The 14,712-nt window shown below is 71.6% G+C and carries 14 protein-coding genes; all 14 read right to left on the bottom strand.

Going from position 1 to position 14,712, the window contains the following annotated elements; translation table 11 throughout:
- Nucleotides 1-13: 13 nt before the first annotated feature.
- The 14 genes from B9P64_RS13225 to B9P64_RS13290 all read right to left on the bottom strand — a co-directional run bounded on the left by B9P64_RS13225 (nucleotide 14) and on the right by B9P64_RS13290 (nucleotide 14,701).
- On the bottom strand, nucleotides 14-367 hold the full coding sequence (locus B9P64_RS13225) for a Rieske (2Fe-2S) protein (RefSeq protein ID WP_085316725.1): 354 nt from the start codon (nucleotides 365-367) through the stop codon (nucleotides 14-16).
- On the bottom strand, nucleotides 364-1,359 hold the full coding sequence (locus B9P64_RS13230; RefSeq protein WP_085316726.1) for a fumarylacetoacetate hydrolase family protein: 996 nt from the start codon (nucleotides 1,357-1,359) through the stop codon (nucleotides 364-366). Before B9P64_RS13230 ends, B9P64_RS13225 begins: the two co-directional genes overlap by 4 nt.
- A gap of 37 nt (nucleotides 1,360-1,396) precedes the next feature.
- Nucleotides 1,397-2,179, bottom strand: a complete 783-nt coding sequence (locus B9P64_RS13235; RefSeq protein WP_085316727.1) for an SDR family NAD(P)-dependent oxidoreductase — start codon at nucleotides 2,177-2,179, stop codon at nucleotides 1,397-1,399.
- Nucleotides 2,169-2,747, bottom strand: a complete 579-nt coding sequence (locus B9P64_RS13240; RefSeq protein WP_085316728.1) for a cupin domain-containing protein — start codon at nucleotides 2,745-2,747, stop codon at nucleotides 2,169-2,171. The genes B9P64_RS13235 and B9P64_RS13240 overlap by 11 nt, the downstream gene beginning before the upstream one ends.
- Nucleotides 2,748-2,760: 13 nt before the next feature.
- Nucleotides 2,761-3,735, bottom strand: a complete 975-nt coding sequence (locus B9P64_RS13245) for a PDR/VanB family oxidoreductase (protein WP_139826315.1) — start codon at nucleotides 3,733-3,735, stop codon at nucleotides 2,761-2,763.
- On the bottom strand, nucleotides 3,732-4,535 hold the full coding sequence (locus tag B9P64_RS13250; RefSeq protein WP_085316729.1) for a cyclase family protein: 804 nt from the start codon (nucleotides 4,533-4,535) through the stop codon (nucleotides 3,732-3,734). The genes B9P64_RS13245 and B9P64_RS13250 overlap by 4 nt, the downstream gene beginning before the upstream one ends.
- Nucleotides 4,532-5,686 carry an MFS transporter gene (locus tag B9P64_RS13255; RefSeq protein ID WP_085316825.1) on the bottom strand — a complete coding sequence of 385 codons (1,155 nt, stop codon included), beginning with the start codon at nucleotides 5,684-5,686 and terminating at the stop codon, nucleotides 4,532-4,534. The genes B9P64_RS13250 and B9P64_RS13255 overlap by 4 nt, the downstream gene beginning before the upstream one ends.
- 8 nt (nucleotides 5,687-5,694) lie before the next feature.
- Nucleotides 5,695-6,825 carry an FAD-dependent oxidoreductase gene (locus B9P64_RS13260; protein ID WP_085316730.1) on the bottom strand — a complete coding sequence of 377 codons (1,131 nt, stop codon included), beginning with the start codon at nucleotides 6,823-6,825 and terminating at the stop codon, nucleotides 5,695-5,697.
- A 67-nt stretch (nucleotides 6,826-6,892) separates the two neighbouring features.
- Complete coding sequence (locus B9P64_RS13265; protein WP_085316731.1) at nucleotides 6,893-7,855, bottom strand: VOC family protein; 963 nt, start codon at nucleotides 7,853-7,855, stop codon at nucleotides 6,893-6,895.
- Nucleotides 7,856-7,859: 4 nt separating this feature from the next.
- Nucleotides 7,860-8,591: an EthD domain-containing protein gene (locus tag B9P64_RS13270; protein WP_085316732.1), complete on the bottom strand. Its 732-nt coding sequence runs from the start codon at nucleotides 8,589-8,591 to the stop codon at nucleotides 7,860-7,862.
- Between the two features lie 5 nt (nucleotides 8,592-8,596).
- Nucleotides 8,597-9,766 (bottom strand): alpha/beta hydrolase family protein, encoded by a 1,170-nt coding sequence (locus B9P64_RS13275; protein ID WP_085316733.1) that lies wholly within the window; start codon nucleotides 9,764-9,766, stop codon nucleotides 8,597-8,599.
- Between the two features lie 47 nt (nucleotides 9,767-9,813).
- Nucleotides 9,814-12,273, bottom strand: coding sequence for an efflux RND transporter permease subunit (locus B9P64_RS13280; RefSeq protein ID WP_085316734.1), 2,460 nt, complete (start codon nucleotides 12,271-12,273; stop codon nucleotides 9,814-9,816).
- The gene (locus B9P64_RS13285) at nucleotides 12,270-13,343 is read right to left on the bottom strand and encodes a WD40/YVTN/BNR-like repeat-containing protein (protein ID WP_085316735.1); all 1,074 of its coding nucleotides are present in this window, start codon (nucleotides 13,341-13,343) and stop codon (nucleotides 12,270-12,272) included. The genes B9P64_RS13280 and B9P64_RS13285 overlap by 4 nt, the downstream gene beginning before the upstream one ends.
- On the bottom strand, nucleotides 13,340-14,701 hold the full coding sequence (locus B9P64_RS13290) for a DUF1329 domain-containing protein (RefSeq protein ID WP_085316736.1): 1,362 nt from the start codon (nucleotides 14,699-14,701) through the stop codon (nucleotides 13,340-13,342). Before B9P64_RS13290 ends, B9P64_RS13285 begins: the two co-directional genes overlap by 4 nt.
- Between the last annotated feature and the right edge of the window lie 11 nt (nucleotides 14,702-14,712).

The raw sequence follows: 14,712 nt of genomic DNA on the forward strand, positions 1-14,712 counted from the left end.
ACGGCCGGCCGCGTCACTCGACCGGCCCGTGCAGCCACAGCCCGCCGTCGGCCTCGACCGTCACCTCGACCGCCAGCAGCTGGCTGCCGACGCAGGGCCCGCGCAGGCAGCGCCCGGTCTCGATGTCGAACTCGGCGCCGTGGGCATGGCAGACGATGCGGCTGCGCGCGGCATTCAGATAGGCATGGCGGCGCCAGGCCATGCGCGCGCCGTCGATGTGCGGACAGGCGTCGCGCCAGGCAAACACGCGCTCGCCCCGGCGCACGATGAACAGGCTGTCCTGCCCGCTGGCGGCCGGATCGAAGCCGCGCGAGTCGCCGTCGGGCAGATCGGCGAAGGCGCCGAGACAACGGCGCGGCGGCGTCATGACGATGCGGCGCCGGCGCGCACGACGCGCTGCTCGATCGTGCCGAACGGCCCCTCGCTGCCATCGTCGAAACGCGCCTGCATGCGCACCGTGTCGCCGAAGCGCATGAAGCCGGTGCTGGCCGCGCCGGCATCGATGATCTCGATCACGCGGCGCTCGGCAATGCAGGCCGAGCCGGCACTGCGCGCCACGTTGGACACGGTGCCCGAGCCGACGATGGTCCCGGCCGTGAGCCGGCGGGTGCGCGCCGCATGCGCGACCAGCTCGCCAAAGCTAAAGTTCATCTCGCTGCCGTGCGGCTCGCCAAACCGTTCGCCGTTCCATTGCACATGCAGGCGCAGGGCCACGCGCCCGTCGCGCCAGCCGGCGCCGAGTTCGTCCGGCGTGACCGCCACCGGCGCAAAGCTGGTCGACGGCTTGGCCTGGAGAAAGCCGAAACCGGTCTTCATCTCATGCGGCCCGAGCGCGCGCAGGCTCCAGTCGTTGATCTGCACCACCAGCCGCACGCAGTCGAGCGCCTGCGCCGGCGTCGCGCCCATCGGCACCGCGCCCAGCACCACGCCGAACTCGCCTTCGAAGTCGATGCCGTCGGCCTCGCTCGGCAACGGCATGTCGTCATGCGGCCCGAGAAAATCGTCGCTCGCGCCCTGGTACATGACCGGCACGGTGTCGAACTGCGGGATCGGCGGCGTGTTGAAGGCGCGCTCCATCAGCCGGCCGTGATTGAGGAAGGCCGAGGCGTCGCACCATTGCGGGCTGCGCGGCAGCGGCGCCGCGCAGGCGCGCGGATCGAAGGCGAAGGCATCGGGCTGCCGGCCGCGATTCAGCGCGTCATAGGCCGCGCCCAGGGCCGGCGCGACCGCCTCCCAGCGCCGAATGGCGTCATGCAGCGTGGGCGCGACGGCGGGCAACGCGACCGCCTGGCGCAGGTCGCGCGACACGACGATCAGACGGCCGTCGAGACTGCCGTCGCGCAGCGTGGCGAACTTCATCGGAATGACTCCTGAGTGGAAATGGGAAGGCGCGGACTCAACTGCCGTCGCCGATGGTGGTGCCGCCGTCGACGACCAGGGTGTGGCCGGTGATGAAGCCGCCGGCCCGGCTCGCGAGCATTGCCACCACGCCCGCGATCTCGTCGGGCTCGCCGACGCGGCGCAGCGGCGTGGCCGCCAGCCGCCGCGCCATGAAGGCTTCGTCGGCGATCAGCCCGGCGGCGAGCGGCGTGCGCACCAGGCCGGGTGCAATCGCGTTCACGCGCACGCCGCGCGGGCCCCATTCGACGGCGAGGTTGCGCGCGAGCTGGGCCAGCGCCGCCTTCGACAGGCCGTACAGGCCGATGGCGCGGTTGCCGCGCAGCCCGGCGATGCTCGACATCAGCACCACGCTGCCGCCGCCGCGCGCCGCCATGCCCGGAATGACGCGCGACGTGAGTGCGGCCGGGCCGCGCAGATTGATGTCCATCACGCGCTGCCAGTCGGCATCGGTGGCGGCGTCGAGCGGGCCGACCGGGCCTTCGATGCCGGCATTGCAGACCAGCAGGTCGATGCGGCCGGCGAATGCGAGCGCGCGTTCGACCAGCCGGTCGAGCTGCTCGATGCTGGCGACATCGCAGGCAATGTCCAAGGCGCATGCGCCGCGCGCCACCAGCGCCTCGGCGACCGCCGCGCAGCCGGCGCCATCGATGTCGCTGACGATCACGGCCGCGCCCTGCGCCGCCAGCGTCTCGGCGATGGCGCGGCCAAGCCCGCGCGCCGCGCCGGTCACGAGCGCGACCTGGCCGCTCAGGTCGAACAGGCCGGCGTCAGTGGTCATCGAGCGCGGCGCGCAGCGTCGGGTCGTACTGGCCGTCGACCAGCACGAACAGCATCCGGCAGGGCTGGCCCGAGCGATTGGCCCAGGCGTGGTTGCTGCCGCGCTGGATGACGATGTCGCCGCGCGTGAGCCGCGTCTCGCCGGCATCGAGCACCAGCGTCATCTCGCCGTCGAGCACGATGCCGTAGTCGATCGACTCGGTGCGGTGCATCAGCGGATGCGGCGAATCGGTCTTCACGGTCGAGGCGGCGGCATCGCCGATCTGCGCGAAGGCGGCGCTCATGCGCTCGGCGCCGTGGTTCAGGAACTCGTCGGTATCGGGCGGAATGTCGACCACGCGGATGCGGGTGCCGTGGCGCGGCGGCGGCAGCATCAGCGGCGCGAGCGTGGGATCGGGGCCGTTGTCGACCGGCGCCGGCGTCGCCGCCGTGCTCCAGATTTCATGGAAGACGGTGCCGGGAATCTTCTCGATCGGCACGACGGTGGGCAGCGGGCCGGCCTCGACGATGACGGACCGGCCATCGGCATCGTGGCCGGTGACCACGCGACGCAGGGGTGGGAAGGACATGGGGACTCCGGGGCTAGAGATCGATGACCAGGCGCGCCGTCCGCGCGCGCGAGCAGCACGGCGTGAAACGGTTGCTGGCTGCCTGTTCGGCGGGGCTGAGATAGAGATCGCGGTGGTCGGGCTGACCCGCGAGCACCGGCACGAGGCAAGTGCCGCACACGCCCTGTTCGCAGGACAGCGGCAGTTCGATGCCGGCCTCGGCGAGCGCCGCGGCGGCGGTCTGGTCGCGCCGCACGGTCACCACGCGACCCGAGCGCAGGCATTCGAGCTCGAACGGCGCATCGCCGTCGCGCGCCTCGGCGGCGGCCGAGCCGAAGTGCTCGTGATGCAGCCGGGCTGCGTCGATGCCGGCGGCCTGCGCGGCGGCGATCACCGCATCGAGATAGCGCTGCGGTCCGCAGGCATAGACATGGGTGCCGGCCGGCGCCGCCGCCAGCACGGCGGCGATGTCGAGCCGCTGTGCATCGGACCCGTGGCTGAAATGCAGCCCGACGCGGTCCGCGTAGGCGCACTCGCCGAGCCGCGCCGCGAAGGCCGCGTGCTCGCGCGACCGCGCCGAATAATGCAGATCGAACGAGGCGCCCTCGGCTGCGAGCTGCTCGGCCATCGCGAGCATCGGCGTGATGCCGATGCCACCGCCGAACAACAGGCTGTGATGGTCGCCGGCGACGAGCGGAAACAGGTTGCGCGGCAGGCCCACGTCGAGCAGGTCGTCAGCGTTGACCTGCGCGTGCAGCGCGGCCGAGCCGCCGCGCGAGGCCGGATCGCGCAGTACCGCCACCACGTAGCGATGACGCTCGGCCGGCGCGTTGCACAACGAGTACTGGCGCACGAAGCCGCCCGGCAGATGCAGGTCGACATGCGCGCCGGCGCTGAAGGCCGGCAGCGGTGCGCCAGCCGGATCGACCAGCTCCAGGCTCACGATGTCGTTCGCCTCCTGCCGCCGGTGCGCGACGCGCAGCCGCAGCAGTGCATTGCCGGCCGTCACGCCGCCGCGCCTTCAAAGATGGCGACCGCGCGGGTCCAGCCGGCCGAGCCGCCGCGCACCTTGTGCGGAAAGCAGCTGATGAGAAAGCCGTCGGCCGGCAGCGCTTCGAGGTTGTGCAGCTTTTCGAGATGGCAGTAGCCGATGTCGCGGCCGGCCTTGTGGCCTTCCCAGATCAGGCTGGTGTCGCCGGTCTCGGCGATGCGCTGCGCGGTGTAGGAGAACGGCGCATCCCAGCTCCAGGCGTCGGTGCCGGTCAGGCGCACGCCGCGCTCGAGCAGATACATCGTGGCCTCGTAGCCCATGCCGCAGCCGGCACCCAGATAGTCGCGCTGGCCGTAGCGCGCGCCGGCGCGGGTGTTGACCACCACGATCTCCAGCGGCTGGAGCCTGTGGCCGATGCGCGCGAGTTCGGCCTCGACCTCGGCGGCGGTGACTACATGGCCGTCGGGCAGATGGCGGAAGTCGAGCTTCACGCCGGGCTGGAAGCACCACTCCAGCGGCACCGCATCGATGGTGATCGACGGCCGGCTGCCGCCGTTCTTGGCGTCCATCGTCGAATGGAAATGCCAGGGCGCATCGAGATGGGTGCCGCTGTGCGTGGTCAGCGTGACCCATTCGGCAGCGGCGGCCTCGCCGTCGGGATAGTCGGCGGCCTGGGTGCCCGGCAGCATCGCCATGAACTCGGGCAGCGTGTCGGCATGGCTCTGGTAGGTGATCTTCGGCGCCAGCGGCGGCGGATCGGAGAGCACGTCGTTCTCGAGATAGATCGACAGATCGACGAAGCGGCGGGGCGTGTTCATGCGTGGGCCTCGATGGGAGTGACCGGCGCCGGCACGCGGCGCAGCCGGGAGTAGCAGACGACCGCGACGGCACCGATCGCGACGGCGGCGAGGCCGACGCTGGCGTAGCCGAAGGACTTGATGAGCGTGCCGCCGAGGATCGGGCCGACGGCGGCGCCGGTCATGAGCATGGCCGGCGTGGCGGCCAGCGCGCGGCCGCTCGGCTCAAGCCGCGCGAGCAGCCCGAACACGAAGGTGTGGACGAAGATCTGCACCGCCGCGAACACCGAGGTGGCAACCGCATAGGGCAGAAAACCGGTCGAGCTCATGACCGTCACGCACAACACGGCCTGCACCACCGGCCCGGCGAGCAGCACGCGATGCGCCGGGATGCGCCGTTCCAGCAGCCCGGCGAGCGCGCCGGAAAGCAGGTTGACGAAGCCGAGCGCCACCAGCACGCCGGCCACCGCGCCGGCGCCGAATCCGCGATCGATGCCGACGCGCTCGACGAAGGAGAAGGTCATCGACTGGACGATGGTCATGCAGCTGATGCCGACGATGCCGAACCAGACCGCCGGCGCCAGCCGCGGCGCCGGCGTGGCCGCCGTCCGCGTCGGCGCATGCAGGCGCGGAAAGCCGAGCGCCGCCAGCGCAGCCGCGACCAGGAACACGCCGGCAAACAGCCGGAACAATCCCGGCCCGCCGGCGGCCGCCACCAGCGGCGGCGCCGCCGCGTAGAACAGGATGGCGAACACGCCGAGCGCCACGCCGGCGACGGCAAAGCTGCGATGCGGCGCCGCGTCGCGCGCCATCGTGCCGTGCACCATGCTGAGCGCCGCGCCCGCGCTCAGGCCGGCCAGCGCATGCAGCGGCGCCAGCGCGGCAAAGCTGTCGACCCAGGAGGCCGCGCCAAAGGCCAGCGCCGCAAGGGCAAAGCCGCCCAGCGCCATGCGCCGCGCATCGATGCGCCCGAAGCGCGGCGCAACCAGCGTGCTGGCCAGCACGGCGCCGACCAGAAACAGCGTGGCGAGCAGCCCGGCCTGCTGCGAATCGAGGCCGTAGTGCGCCACCAGCGCGCCGACCCAGACCGGCAGCGCCACCAGATCGATCATGCCGGCGCAATGGCCGGCCAGCAGCGCGACACGGCCGCGCGACAACAGGCGAGCGTTCATGGTCGGCATCAGATCGGCTCGGCCAGCGCCATCATCGAGGCCCGCATGATCTGCGCGTGTTCTTCCTTGCTGCCGTTCTCCATCTCGATCTCGCCGAGCCGGGCCGAGTTCTCCACCACCATGCGACAGCGCTCCCAGCGCCGCGCCTCGAAGGCGGCGATGGCCTGGTCCAGGCTCTCGGCGCGCCCCACTTCCTCGGCCAGCACCATGCCGTCCTCGATGCCGATGCAGGCGCCCGAGGCCAGATGCGGCGTGGTCGCATGCACGGTGTCGCCGATCAGCACCACGCGGCCGCGATGCCAGGGCAGCGGCATGAGCAGGCCTTCGAGCGGGCGGTACACGATGCTGGAATCGGGGCCGATCATGTCGCGGATGGTGCGCAGCGTCGGCGCCGTGAAGCCGTCGAGCAGCGCGCGCAGCTTGGGCACGAAAGTGGCCGGATCGACGCGGTCGTTGGTCGGCCGGTGCTCGGTGACGAACAGGTACATCTCGTCCTTCGACACCGGATTCACGCCCGGCTTGTTGCCGGCGCCGACCCAGAAGTGGCAGGTCGTCACCTCGGGCGGGCGCGGCAGCACGGCGCGCCACACGGCCTGGCCGCTGTAGGCCGGCTTCGGCGCGTCGGGGAAGACCGCCTCGCGCACCTTGGAGTACAGGCCGTCGGCGCCGATCACGAGGTCGTAGCGCGCGCTCGTGCCGTCGGTGAAGCCGACCGTCACGCCGTCGGCGTCCTGGTCGATCGAGGTGAAGGTGCAGCCCAGACGCACCTTTGTGCCGGCCTTGCGCGTGGCCTCGGCGAGGATGGCCGCGAGCACCGGCCGCATGATCGCGCCGCCGCCCGGCACGTCGTCGCCGGCGATGCGCGGCGTGGGCAGGGTGCCGATGTGCTGGCCATGCGGCAGGAACAGCTCCACGCCGTCGCTGGCACTGCCGCGTTCGAGGAAGGCATCGAGCACGCCGAGCTGGCGGAAGGCGCGCAGCGTCGCGCCGCCGAGGCTGATGCCGGCGCCATACGAGCGCCAGCCCGGGTCGATCTCGACGATCTCGACCTCGACGCCGAGCCGGCGCAGCTGGATGGCCGCCGTCATGCCCGAAAAGCCGCCACCGATGATGAGAATGCGAAGGTTCTGCTGGTTCATTCCTGTCTCCTCCTGGGACGCGGCCCTGCCGGCGTCCGGTTTTTTCTGGGATTGGCGCTGGGCCGGGTCAGTGCGCTGCGGCGGGCTTGCCGCCGGGCGGCGGGCCGCTCGGGAACCAGCGCTCGCGCGGCTGGAACAGGAAGACCTGCGAGCTGTCGGCGCTCGCGGCGGCGACGCGCGGCTGCCAGCTCGCGTCATGCAGGTCCATGTCGGCGTCGTATTCCACATGGCAGCCGAAGGGGCTGTTGAAGTACCAGAACCAGTTCGAGCCGAACTTGTGCCGGCCCGGGCCCCAGAACGACTGATAGCCCTTGGCGGCAAAGCGGTAGCCGGCCTGGAGCACATCGGTCGGCCCGGCCATGTGGAAGGTGAAGTGCTCGATGCCCTTCATGAACGGCGGGGTCTGGATCAGGAACAGCGTGTGATGGTCGAGCGTGCCCGGCGGTTGCAGGAAGGGGCCGGTGCCCTCGAAGCGGTCGGTGCAGCGAAAGCCGAGCCGCTCGGCATAGAAGGCTTCGGCCCTGGCCACGTCGGGCACGAAGTACACGACATGCGACAGCGTGCGCGGGCGCGCTACGCGGTCCTCGCTCACGCCGATCACGTTGGGTCCGCGCTGGGGCGCGGCGCCGGGCGCGTTGACCGGCTCGGCCGGCAGGTCGAGCGCGCGGCGCACCGTGAGCTGGAAGCCGAGCGCGAAGCCCATGTCGTCGACGGTTTCGAGGCTGCCGTCGGCGAGCAGCTTCACCTCGCGGTCGCTGCGCAGCTCGGCGCCGATGGCGTCGAGCGTGGCCTGGTCGGCCACGCCGTAGACGGTCTTGCGCAGGCTGCTGCCGGTCTCCAGCGGCGCGGGCAGCCCGGCGGCGTCGCGGCAGCGCACGACGATGGCCGTGCCGTCGAGCGCCTCGAAGCGGCCGCCGGCGGCGGTGACGCCGACCGGCGCGAGGCCGTAGTCGGTCAGGTATTGCGCGCAGGCGGCGACGTCGTCGACGCCGAACACGAGTTCGTCGGGTCCGAGGATCTGGAGGGTCATGGTGTCAGCTCGAAAGTGGGAATCCGGTGCCGGCATGCAGCACGGCTTCGGTGGCGATCAGGAAGAAGCTGGCGTCGGCCAGCGCCAGGCCGGGGCGGACGAGGGCGTCGTCGACCCAGGCCTGCCACTGCGCCGCCAGCGAACGGGCGGCGGCTTCGTCGGCGAGCCAGAACTCGTCGATGCCGTCCACCGTGGCGGGCGGTCCGGGGGCGGCCAGCACGTCGTTCTGCACATGGCCGAGCGCCGGCGCGAATGCGGGCGCCTGCGCCCAGGCTTGCCGGAACCGGTCCGCGTCCACGCCGGGGGCCTTGCGGACAAGGCCGAAGAGCTTGAAGGCGGCCGTCGCGACCGGCTGCAACACGCGCGCGTGTACCGGCAGGAAGACGACCGTGGCCTGGTCGACGAAGTTGTCCTCGTCGCCCTTGAGGTGCTCGCGGTAGAAGGCCGTCTCGCGCGAGCGGCCGAGCGCGGCGAAATCCGGCACCCAGATCTCGGTGACGAAATCGCGGTTCAGCGCAAACGCATCCGTGCCGGGCGCGCTGGCGCGGAAGCTGCCGTCGAACACCGCGTTCTGCACATAACGCCGGGGCGCGTTGTCGGGATCGGTGGCGACGTAGCGCAGCACCCGTTCGCCATGCACATCGCGGATGTGATGGCGGTGCTCGGCCAGCGTGCTGCCGGGCCGACGGCGGCCGACGATCATCAGCTTCAGGCCGAAGGGATCGGGCGTGTCCATGGCGCTCAACCCCGCGTGGCGGCAATGCGGCCGCCCAGCGTCTCGGCGACCCAGTCGGCGATGTAGGCGCCGGCATTGGCCGAGTTGTCGAAGCTGGAGTGCTGCACCCCGCCCTCGCGCTCGGTGAAGATCTTGAGTTCGCGCCTGGGGCTGTTGACCAGCTGGTCGTAGGTGCGCTGCGCCCACTTGAGCGGAATCTGCGAATCCTTCTCGCCGTGGGTCACGAGGAAGGGCACCTTGATGCGGTCGAGCACGCCGTCGAGATGCACGTTCTCGGCGATCTTCATGAAGTCGTCGATGTCCTTCGCGCCCCAGACCCAGCACACATGGGCCCAGTAATGCGGCACCGGCAGACTGCCTTCGCGGTCGAGCCGGCGCTTCTGCACATCGCGCCAGTCGTGGTTGGCGCCCCAGACCACGCCGCAGGCAAAGCGCGGCTCGAAGGCCACGGCGCGCGGGCAGTAGTAGCCGCCGAGCGAGACGCCTTCCATGCCGATGCGCCCGGCATCGACCTCGGGCCGCGTCTCCAGCCAGTCGACGATGCGGCTGGCCCAGTGCTCGCTGTCGAAGCGCGCGGTCAGGCCGCGCAGGCGCAGCGCATCGCCGGTGCCGGGCTGGTCGACGATCAGCGACGCCACGCCACGCCGGGCCAGCCATTGCGGCAGGCCGACCATGTACTTCATCTCCTTGGTCGAATCGAGGCCGTTGACCTGTACCAGCAGCGGGGCCGGACCGTCGACGCCCTCGGCGCGCACATAGAGCGCGCTGAGCGTGCTGCCCTCGTAGGGAATCTCGACGATCTCGCAGTTGTCGCCGGCGAGCCGGATGCCCTTGGCGAACACGTCGAGAAAGCGCTTGTACAGCTCGACGCGGCCCGGCGCGCCGTGGGCCTGCAAGCGCTCGCAGGTCAGGTAGTAGTTGGCGGCGCGCTTGAGCTTGTCGCCGGCCGAAAGCTCGCGTCCGCGCGCCTCGTCGTCGGCCGCCAGCTCGCCGAGCTTGTCGGCCATGCGGGCCCAGGTGGCGCGGAAGGCCTGGGTGGCCTCGGCGTCGGGGCGGGTCGCGGCCTCCTGGAGCGGCGCGCACATTTCCTCGATCTCGCCGATCTTCGCGCCCATCTCGATCGACAGGTCGACCGACAGGTTCCAGACGTAGTTGGTGGGGAAGTACTTGAACATGACTGTCCTCGGAATGCGTTCCTGACGCGGTTGGGGCGGGTGTGGATTCAGGCGCCCGCGCGGGAGACGGGCGCGGGCGGCGCGCCGGCGCCGTCGCCGCGGACCGGAGCGGGCCGCGTCTCGGCGACGCGGTCGGTGGCCGGCCCGGGGCGCAGCAGAAAGTGCGCGAGCGCGGGCAGCAGCACGAGGGCGCCGAGCATGTTCCAGAGGAACATGAAGGCCAGCAGCAGGCCCATGTCGGCCTGGAACTTGATGGGGCTCGCGACCCAGGTGACGACGCCGAGCGCGAGCGTCACGCCGGTCAGCATCACCACGCGGCCGGTGAACAGCAGCGCGCGGTAGTAGGCCTCGGACAGGCTCGCGCCCTCGCGCAGCCGCGCCAGCGTCACGCTCAGGATGTAGAGCGCGTAGTCCACGCCGATGCCCACGCCGAGCGCGATGACCGGCAGCGTGGCCACCTTCACGCCCATGCCGAGCGCGACCATCAGCGCCTCGCACAGCACCGAGGTGAGCATCAGCGGCAGCACCGCCACCAGCACCGCGCGCCAGGACCGGAAGGTGATGAAGCTCAGCAGCAGCACCGCGCCATAGACCAGCAGCAGCATCTCGTGCCATGCGTCCTTCACGACGATGTTGGTCGCCGCCTCGATGCCGGCCGAGCCGGCCGCCAGCAGGAAGCTGGCATCGGCGCCGTCGTTGTCGCGGGCAAAGGCCTGCACATGGTCGACCACGCGGGTCAGCGTCTCGGCCTTGTGGTCGCGCAGATAGACGTAGAGCGTCAGCAGCGAGCAGCTGTCGTTGTAGAGGCCGCGCGGCGCGCCGGCGGTCACGGTGTTGAGCATGTCCTGGTTGGGCAGGAACTCGTACCACTTGGGATTGGCCTCGTTCAGCCCCGACAGCACGCGGCGGTTGAGCAGCGCCAGCGAGCCGGTGCTTTCCACGCCGTCGAGCTGGCGCAGCTGCCATTCGAGCGCGTCGACCTTGTTGAGCGCGCCGTACTGCGAGCAGGCGCCGTCGGGCGTCTTCACCATCACCGCGAGCACGTCGCTCGATGCGCCGTAGGCGGCGTTGGTGAAGGCGACATCGCGGTTGTAGCGGCTGTCGGCGCGCAGCTCGGGCGCGCCCGGGTCGAGGTCGCCGATGCTCAGGCGGGTGCTCACCGCATAGCCGGCCGCCGCGAGGATCAGCGCGCCGGTCACGGCGGCCGTCGCCGCGCCGCGTTGCGTGAAGCGGTCGAGCGCGGCCCAGGCCGGATGCTTCGCGAGGCCGGCGGCATCGGCCTGCTCGGCCCTGAGGCTGCGCGCGGCGGCCGTCGCGCTCACGCCGGTGTAGCTGAGCAGGATCGGCAGCAGGATCAGGTTGGTGAAGATCAGCACCGCGACGCCGATCGACGCCGCCACCGCCAGCTCGCGGATGACCTGGATGTCGATGACGAGCAGCACCGCGAAGCCGACCGCATCGGCGAGCAGCGCCGTCAGCCCCGCAAGAAACAGCCGGCGGAAGGTCAGCCGCGCCGCGACCAGCTTGTGCGCGCCCCGGCCGACGTCCTGCATGATCCCGTTCATCTTCTGCGCGCCATGGCTGATGCCGATGGCGAACACCAGGAAGGGCACGAGGATCGAGTACGGGTCGAGCGACTGCCCGAGCAGCGGCAGCAGGCCGAGCTGCCACACCACGGCCACGAGCGACACCGTCACCACCAGCGCGGTCGAGCGCCAGCAGCGCGTGAACCAGAACACCGCCGCCGCCGCGATCGCCACCGCGACCGCGAAGAAGGCGAGCACCGCGCGCACGCCGTCGATGAGGTCGCCCACCACCTTGGCGAAGCCGGTGATGTGCAGCTTCACGCCGCGCGCCTCGTACTTGGCGCGCAGGGCTTCGAGCCGGTCGGCGAAGGCGCCGTAGTCGAGCGCCCTGCCCTCGGCATCGGCCGACAGCAGCGGCAGCTGGACGATGCTCGACTTCGCGTCGAGCGCGACGATCTGGCCGATCTCGCCGGAGCGCGCGACGTTGGCCTCGAGGGCTTGCAGGTCGCCGGCGCTGCCGGTGTAGCCGTCGGGGATGACCGGGCCGCCTTCGAGGCCGTCCTCGGTCACGCCGACCCAGCGCACATTCGGCGTCCACAGGCTCCTGAAGCCGGTGCGCGCGACGCCGGGCAGCAGGAAGGCTTCGTCGCTGAGCTGACGCAGCGTGTCGAGATAGGCCGCGTCGTAGATGCTGCCGGCCGGGTTCTCGACCGCGATGCGCACCGCGTTGCCCAGGCCCTGCAACTCGTCGCGGTGCTCGAGATAGTTGTGGATGAAGACGTGGCGCGCCGGGATGGTCTTCTCGAAGCTCGCGTTGAGCGTGAGCCGCGAGGCCTGCCAGCCGAGCGCGAGCGTGACGAGCAGGCAGAGCGCGAGCACCAGCCAGCGATGGTTGAAGATCGCGCGCTCGACGAGCGAGCCGGAACGGGCGTCGAGGTCGCCGGGCGCGGGCAGCGCGGCGGGCGGATGCAGCGGGCTCATCGCGGCGCTCCCTGGCCTGCTGCGGGCAGGCTGACCGGGCCGGCGAGGCCGAGGGTGAGAACCGAGCCGTCGGCGCGCGGCAGCAGCGCGGCAAGCGACCCGAGCGGACGCGGATTGACGGGCGCGACGCCGTCGCCGGTCGCGCGCAGCACGAGGCCGGCCTGGTTCGCCAGCAGCAGGCCGCCGCGCGCGTCGAGCGCCGAAGCGGTAATGCTCGCGGCGACCGGCACATCGAGCCGGGCCCAGCTCGCGCCGCCGTCGGCAGAGCGCCAGGCGTTGCCGCGCAGGCCGGCGACGACCAGCTCGCGGTCGGACAGGAATTCGGCGGTGAAGAAGCTGCCGTCATAGGGCACGGCCAGGCGCCGCCAGGCGTGGCCGCCGTCGTCGGAGCGCAGCACGAGGCCCTGCTCGCCCGCGACGAGCAGCGCGTCGCCGCGCGCGCGGATCGCGTACAGGTGCAGCCCCTTCGGATTGGGCATGCCGCCGGCGATCCAGCGCCAGCTGCGGCCGCCGTCGTCGGAGGCGAGCGCGAGGCCGTAGGCGCCGACGACGACGAGCCGGTCGCGGCCGGCGAGCAGCAGGTCGAGCAGCGGCTTGTCGGGGCCGTCGGCGCCGAGGCGCCGGGCGTCGGCCTCGGCGCGGGCATCGCCGGTGGCGAGCGCCGCCTCCAGGGCGAGTCTGGCGATGCGCTGGCCGTCGAGGCGGCGGGTCCAGGTCTGGCCGCCGTCGTCGGTGGCGAGCACGACGCCGCCGTGCCCGACCGCATAGCCGGTCTTCGCGTCGGCGAAGCGCACCGCCGTGAGGGTGATGCTCACCGGCACGCTCGCCTGGCGCCAGCGCGCGCCGCCGTCATCGGACAGCGCGACGATGCCGCGCTCGCCCACCGCGACCAGGCGCTCGCCGGCGGTGGCGACGGCGAGCAGGTTGGCGCGCTCCGGCGCCCGCACCGCGATGGCCGGGCGGTCGAGCGCGTCGCCGACCGGCGCGGCCGCCGCGCCGCCGGCGAGCAGCGCAAGCGCTGTCATCGCGACGGCCGGCAGATGCCGCGCGGCGGCGGGCGTCGTGCTCATCGCACGCCCTCGCCGGCCAGCGCCTCGGGCGTGAACACGCTGTCGGCAAAGCGCGGCTTGAGCGGGTATTGCGCGGACCGGCTGTTGAACAGGTTGCCGATGTAGGCGCTGCCGTTGGCGAAGTCGTTCATCGTGAACGCGCCGATGACGGTGCCCGGCAGATCGGGCGCGACGAAGGTCTGGGCCGACAGCGTCTTCCAGAGCTGGCCGTTCGCATCCCAGCGGTCGCCGAGCACGCAGTTCCAGGTGTCCTCGTCGCAGTAGTAGCGGCTGCGCGCGGCCTGGTGGCGCTGGCCGGCGCGCAGCGTCGCTTCCACCACCCAGACGCGGTGCAGCTCCCAGCGCACATGGTCGGGGTTCAGGTGATGCGCGCCGAGCACGGCCGCGTCGGTGGTCGGCTGGAGCAGGCGGTTGCCGTTGTAGGGAATGAGCAGTTCCTGCTTGCCGACCAGCTTCCAGTCGAAGCGGTCGAGCCGACCGGCGAACACCTCGATCTCGTCGAAGCTCATCAGGCCGGCGGTCGCGGGCGTCGGCGTGTCGCAGCAGGGGTTGGGCAGCTTGCGCACGCGGCGCTGGCCCGTGAGATAGACCCAGGCCTGGTCCTTCGCGCCGTCGAGCTGGTTGCGCCCGAGGATGGCCTCGCCCGCGCGGATCGGCGGGCCCGAGTTCACGAGCTTCACGAACGAGTACTCGTTCGCCTTCACGAAGTCGGCGAGGTTGCCGTCGGGCATGTAGTAGGGCACCTGCTGGTCGATCACGCCCTCGGTCGAGAGCACGGCCTTGCCGTCGGCGGTGAGCTGGTACTGCGTGACCGGCTCCTGCCACGACGTGCCGCGCCAGCGCAGCACATGGTTGGCGATCACCTCGGCGCCGCCCTTCGGGATCGGGAAGGGCAGCCCGCCGTAGGCCTCGGTCACGACGCCGTCGACCAGCTTCGCGCGCGTCGCGTTCTTCAGCGTGTTGTCGTAGACCCATTGCGGCGCGGCGGCGGTGCGGTGGGTCCTGTAGACGTCGAGGCGGAAGCTGTCGGGATACTTCTTCAGCATCGCCTGCACGCCGTCGCTGAGCTTGTCGGCGTACTGCGCCGCGTTCTGGGCCGTGACGGTGTAGAGCGGCTTCTCGTCCTTGAACGGGTCGCCGCGCCGGCCGCCCGGCTTGTCGCCCGCGATCGGCGTGGTTTGGCCGCCGGTCCAGGCGGGGATGCTGCCGTCCTTGTTGCCGGCCTTCTCGGCGCCGAACGGCGTGAGGTCGGTCTTGAGCTTGGCGGCCTCGTCGGCGCTCACGGCGGCGACGGCCGGCAGGCAGGCGGCGACGGCCATGGCGAGGGCTGCCGCGCGCAGCGGAAGATGCTTGTTCATTGCGGGTTCTC

Origin of the sequence: Derxia lacustris (genome assembly GCF_002105195.1) — a bacterium.
Taxonomy (GTDB): domain Bacteria; phylum Pseudomonadota; class Gammaproteobacteria; order Burkholderiales; family Burkholderiaceae_E; genus Derxia; species Derxia lacustris.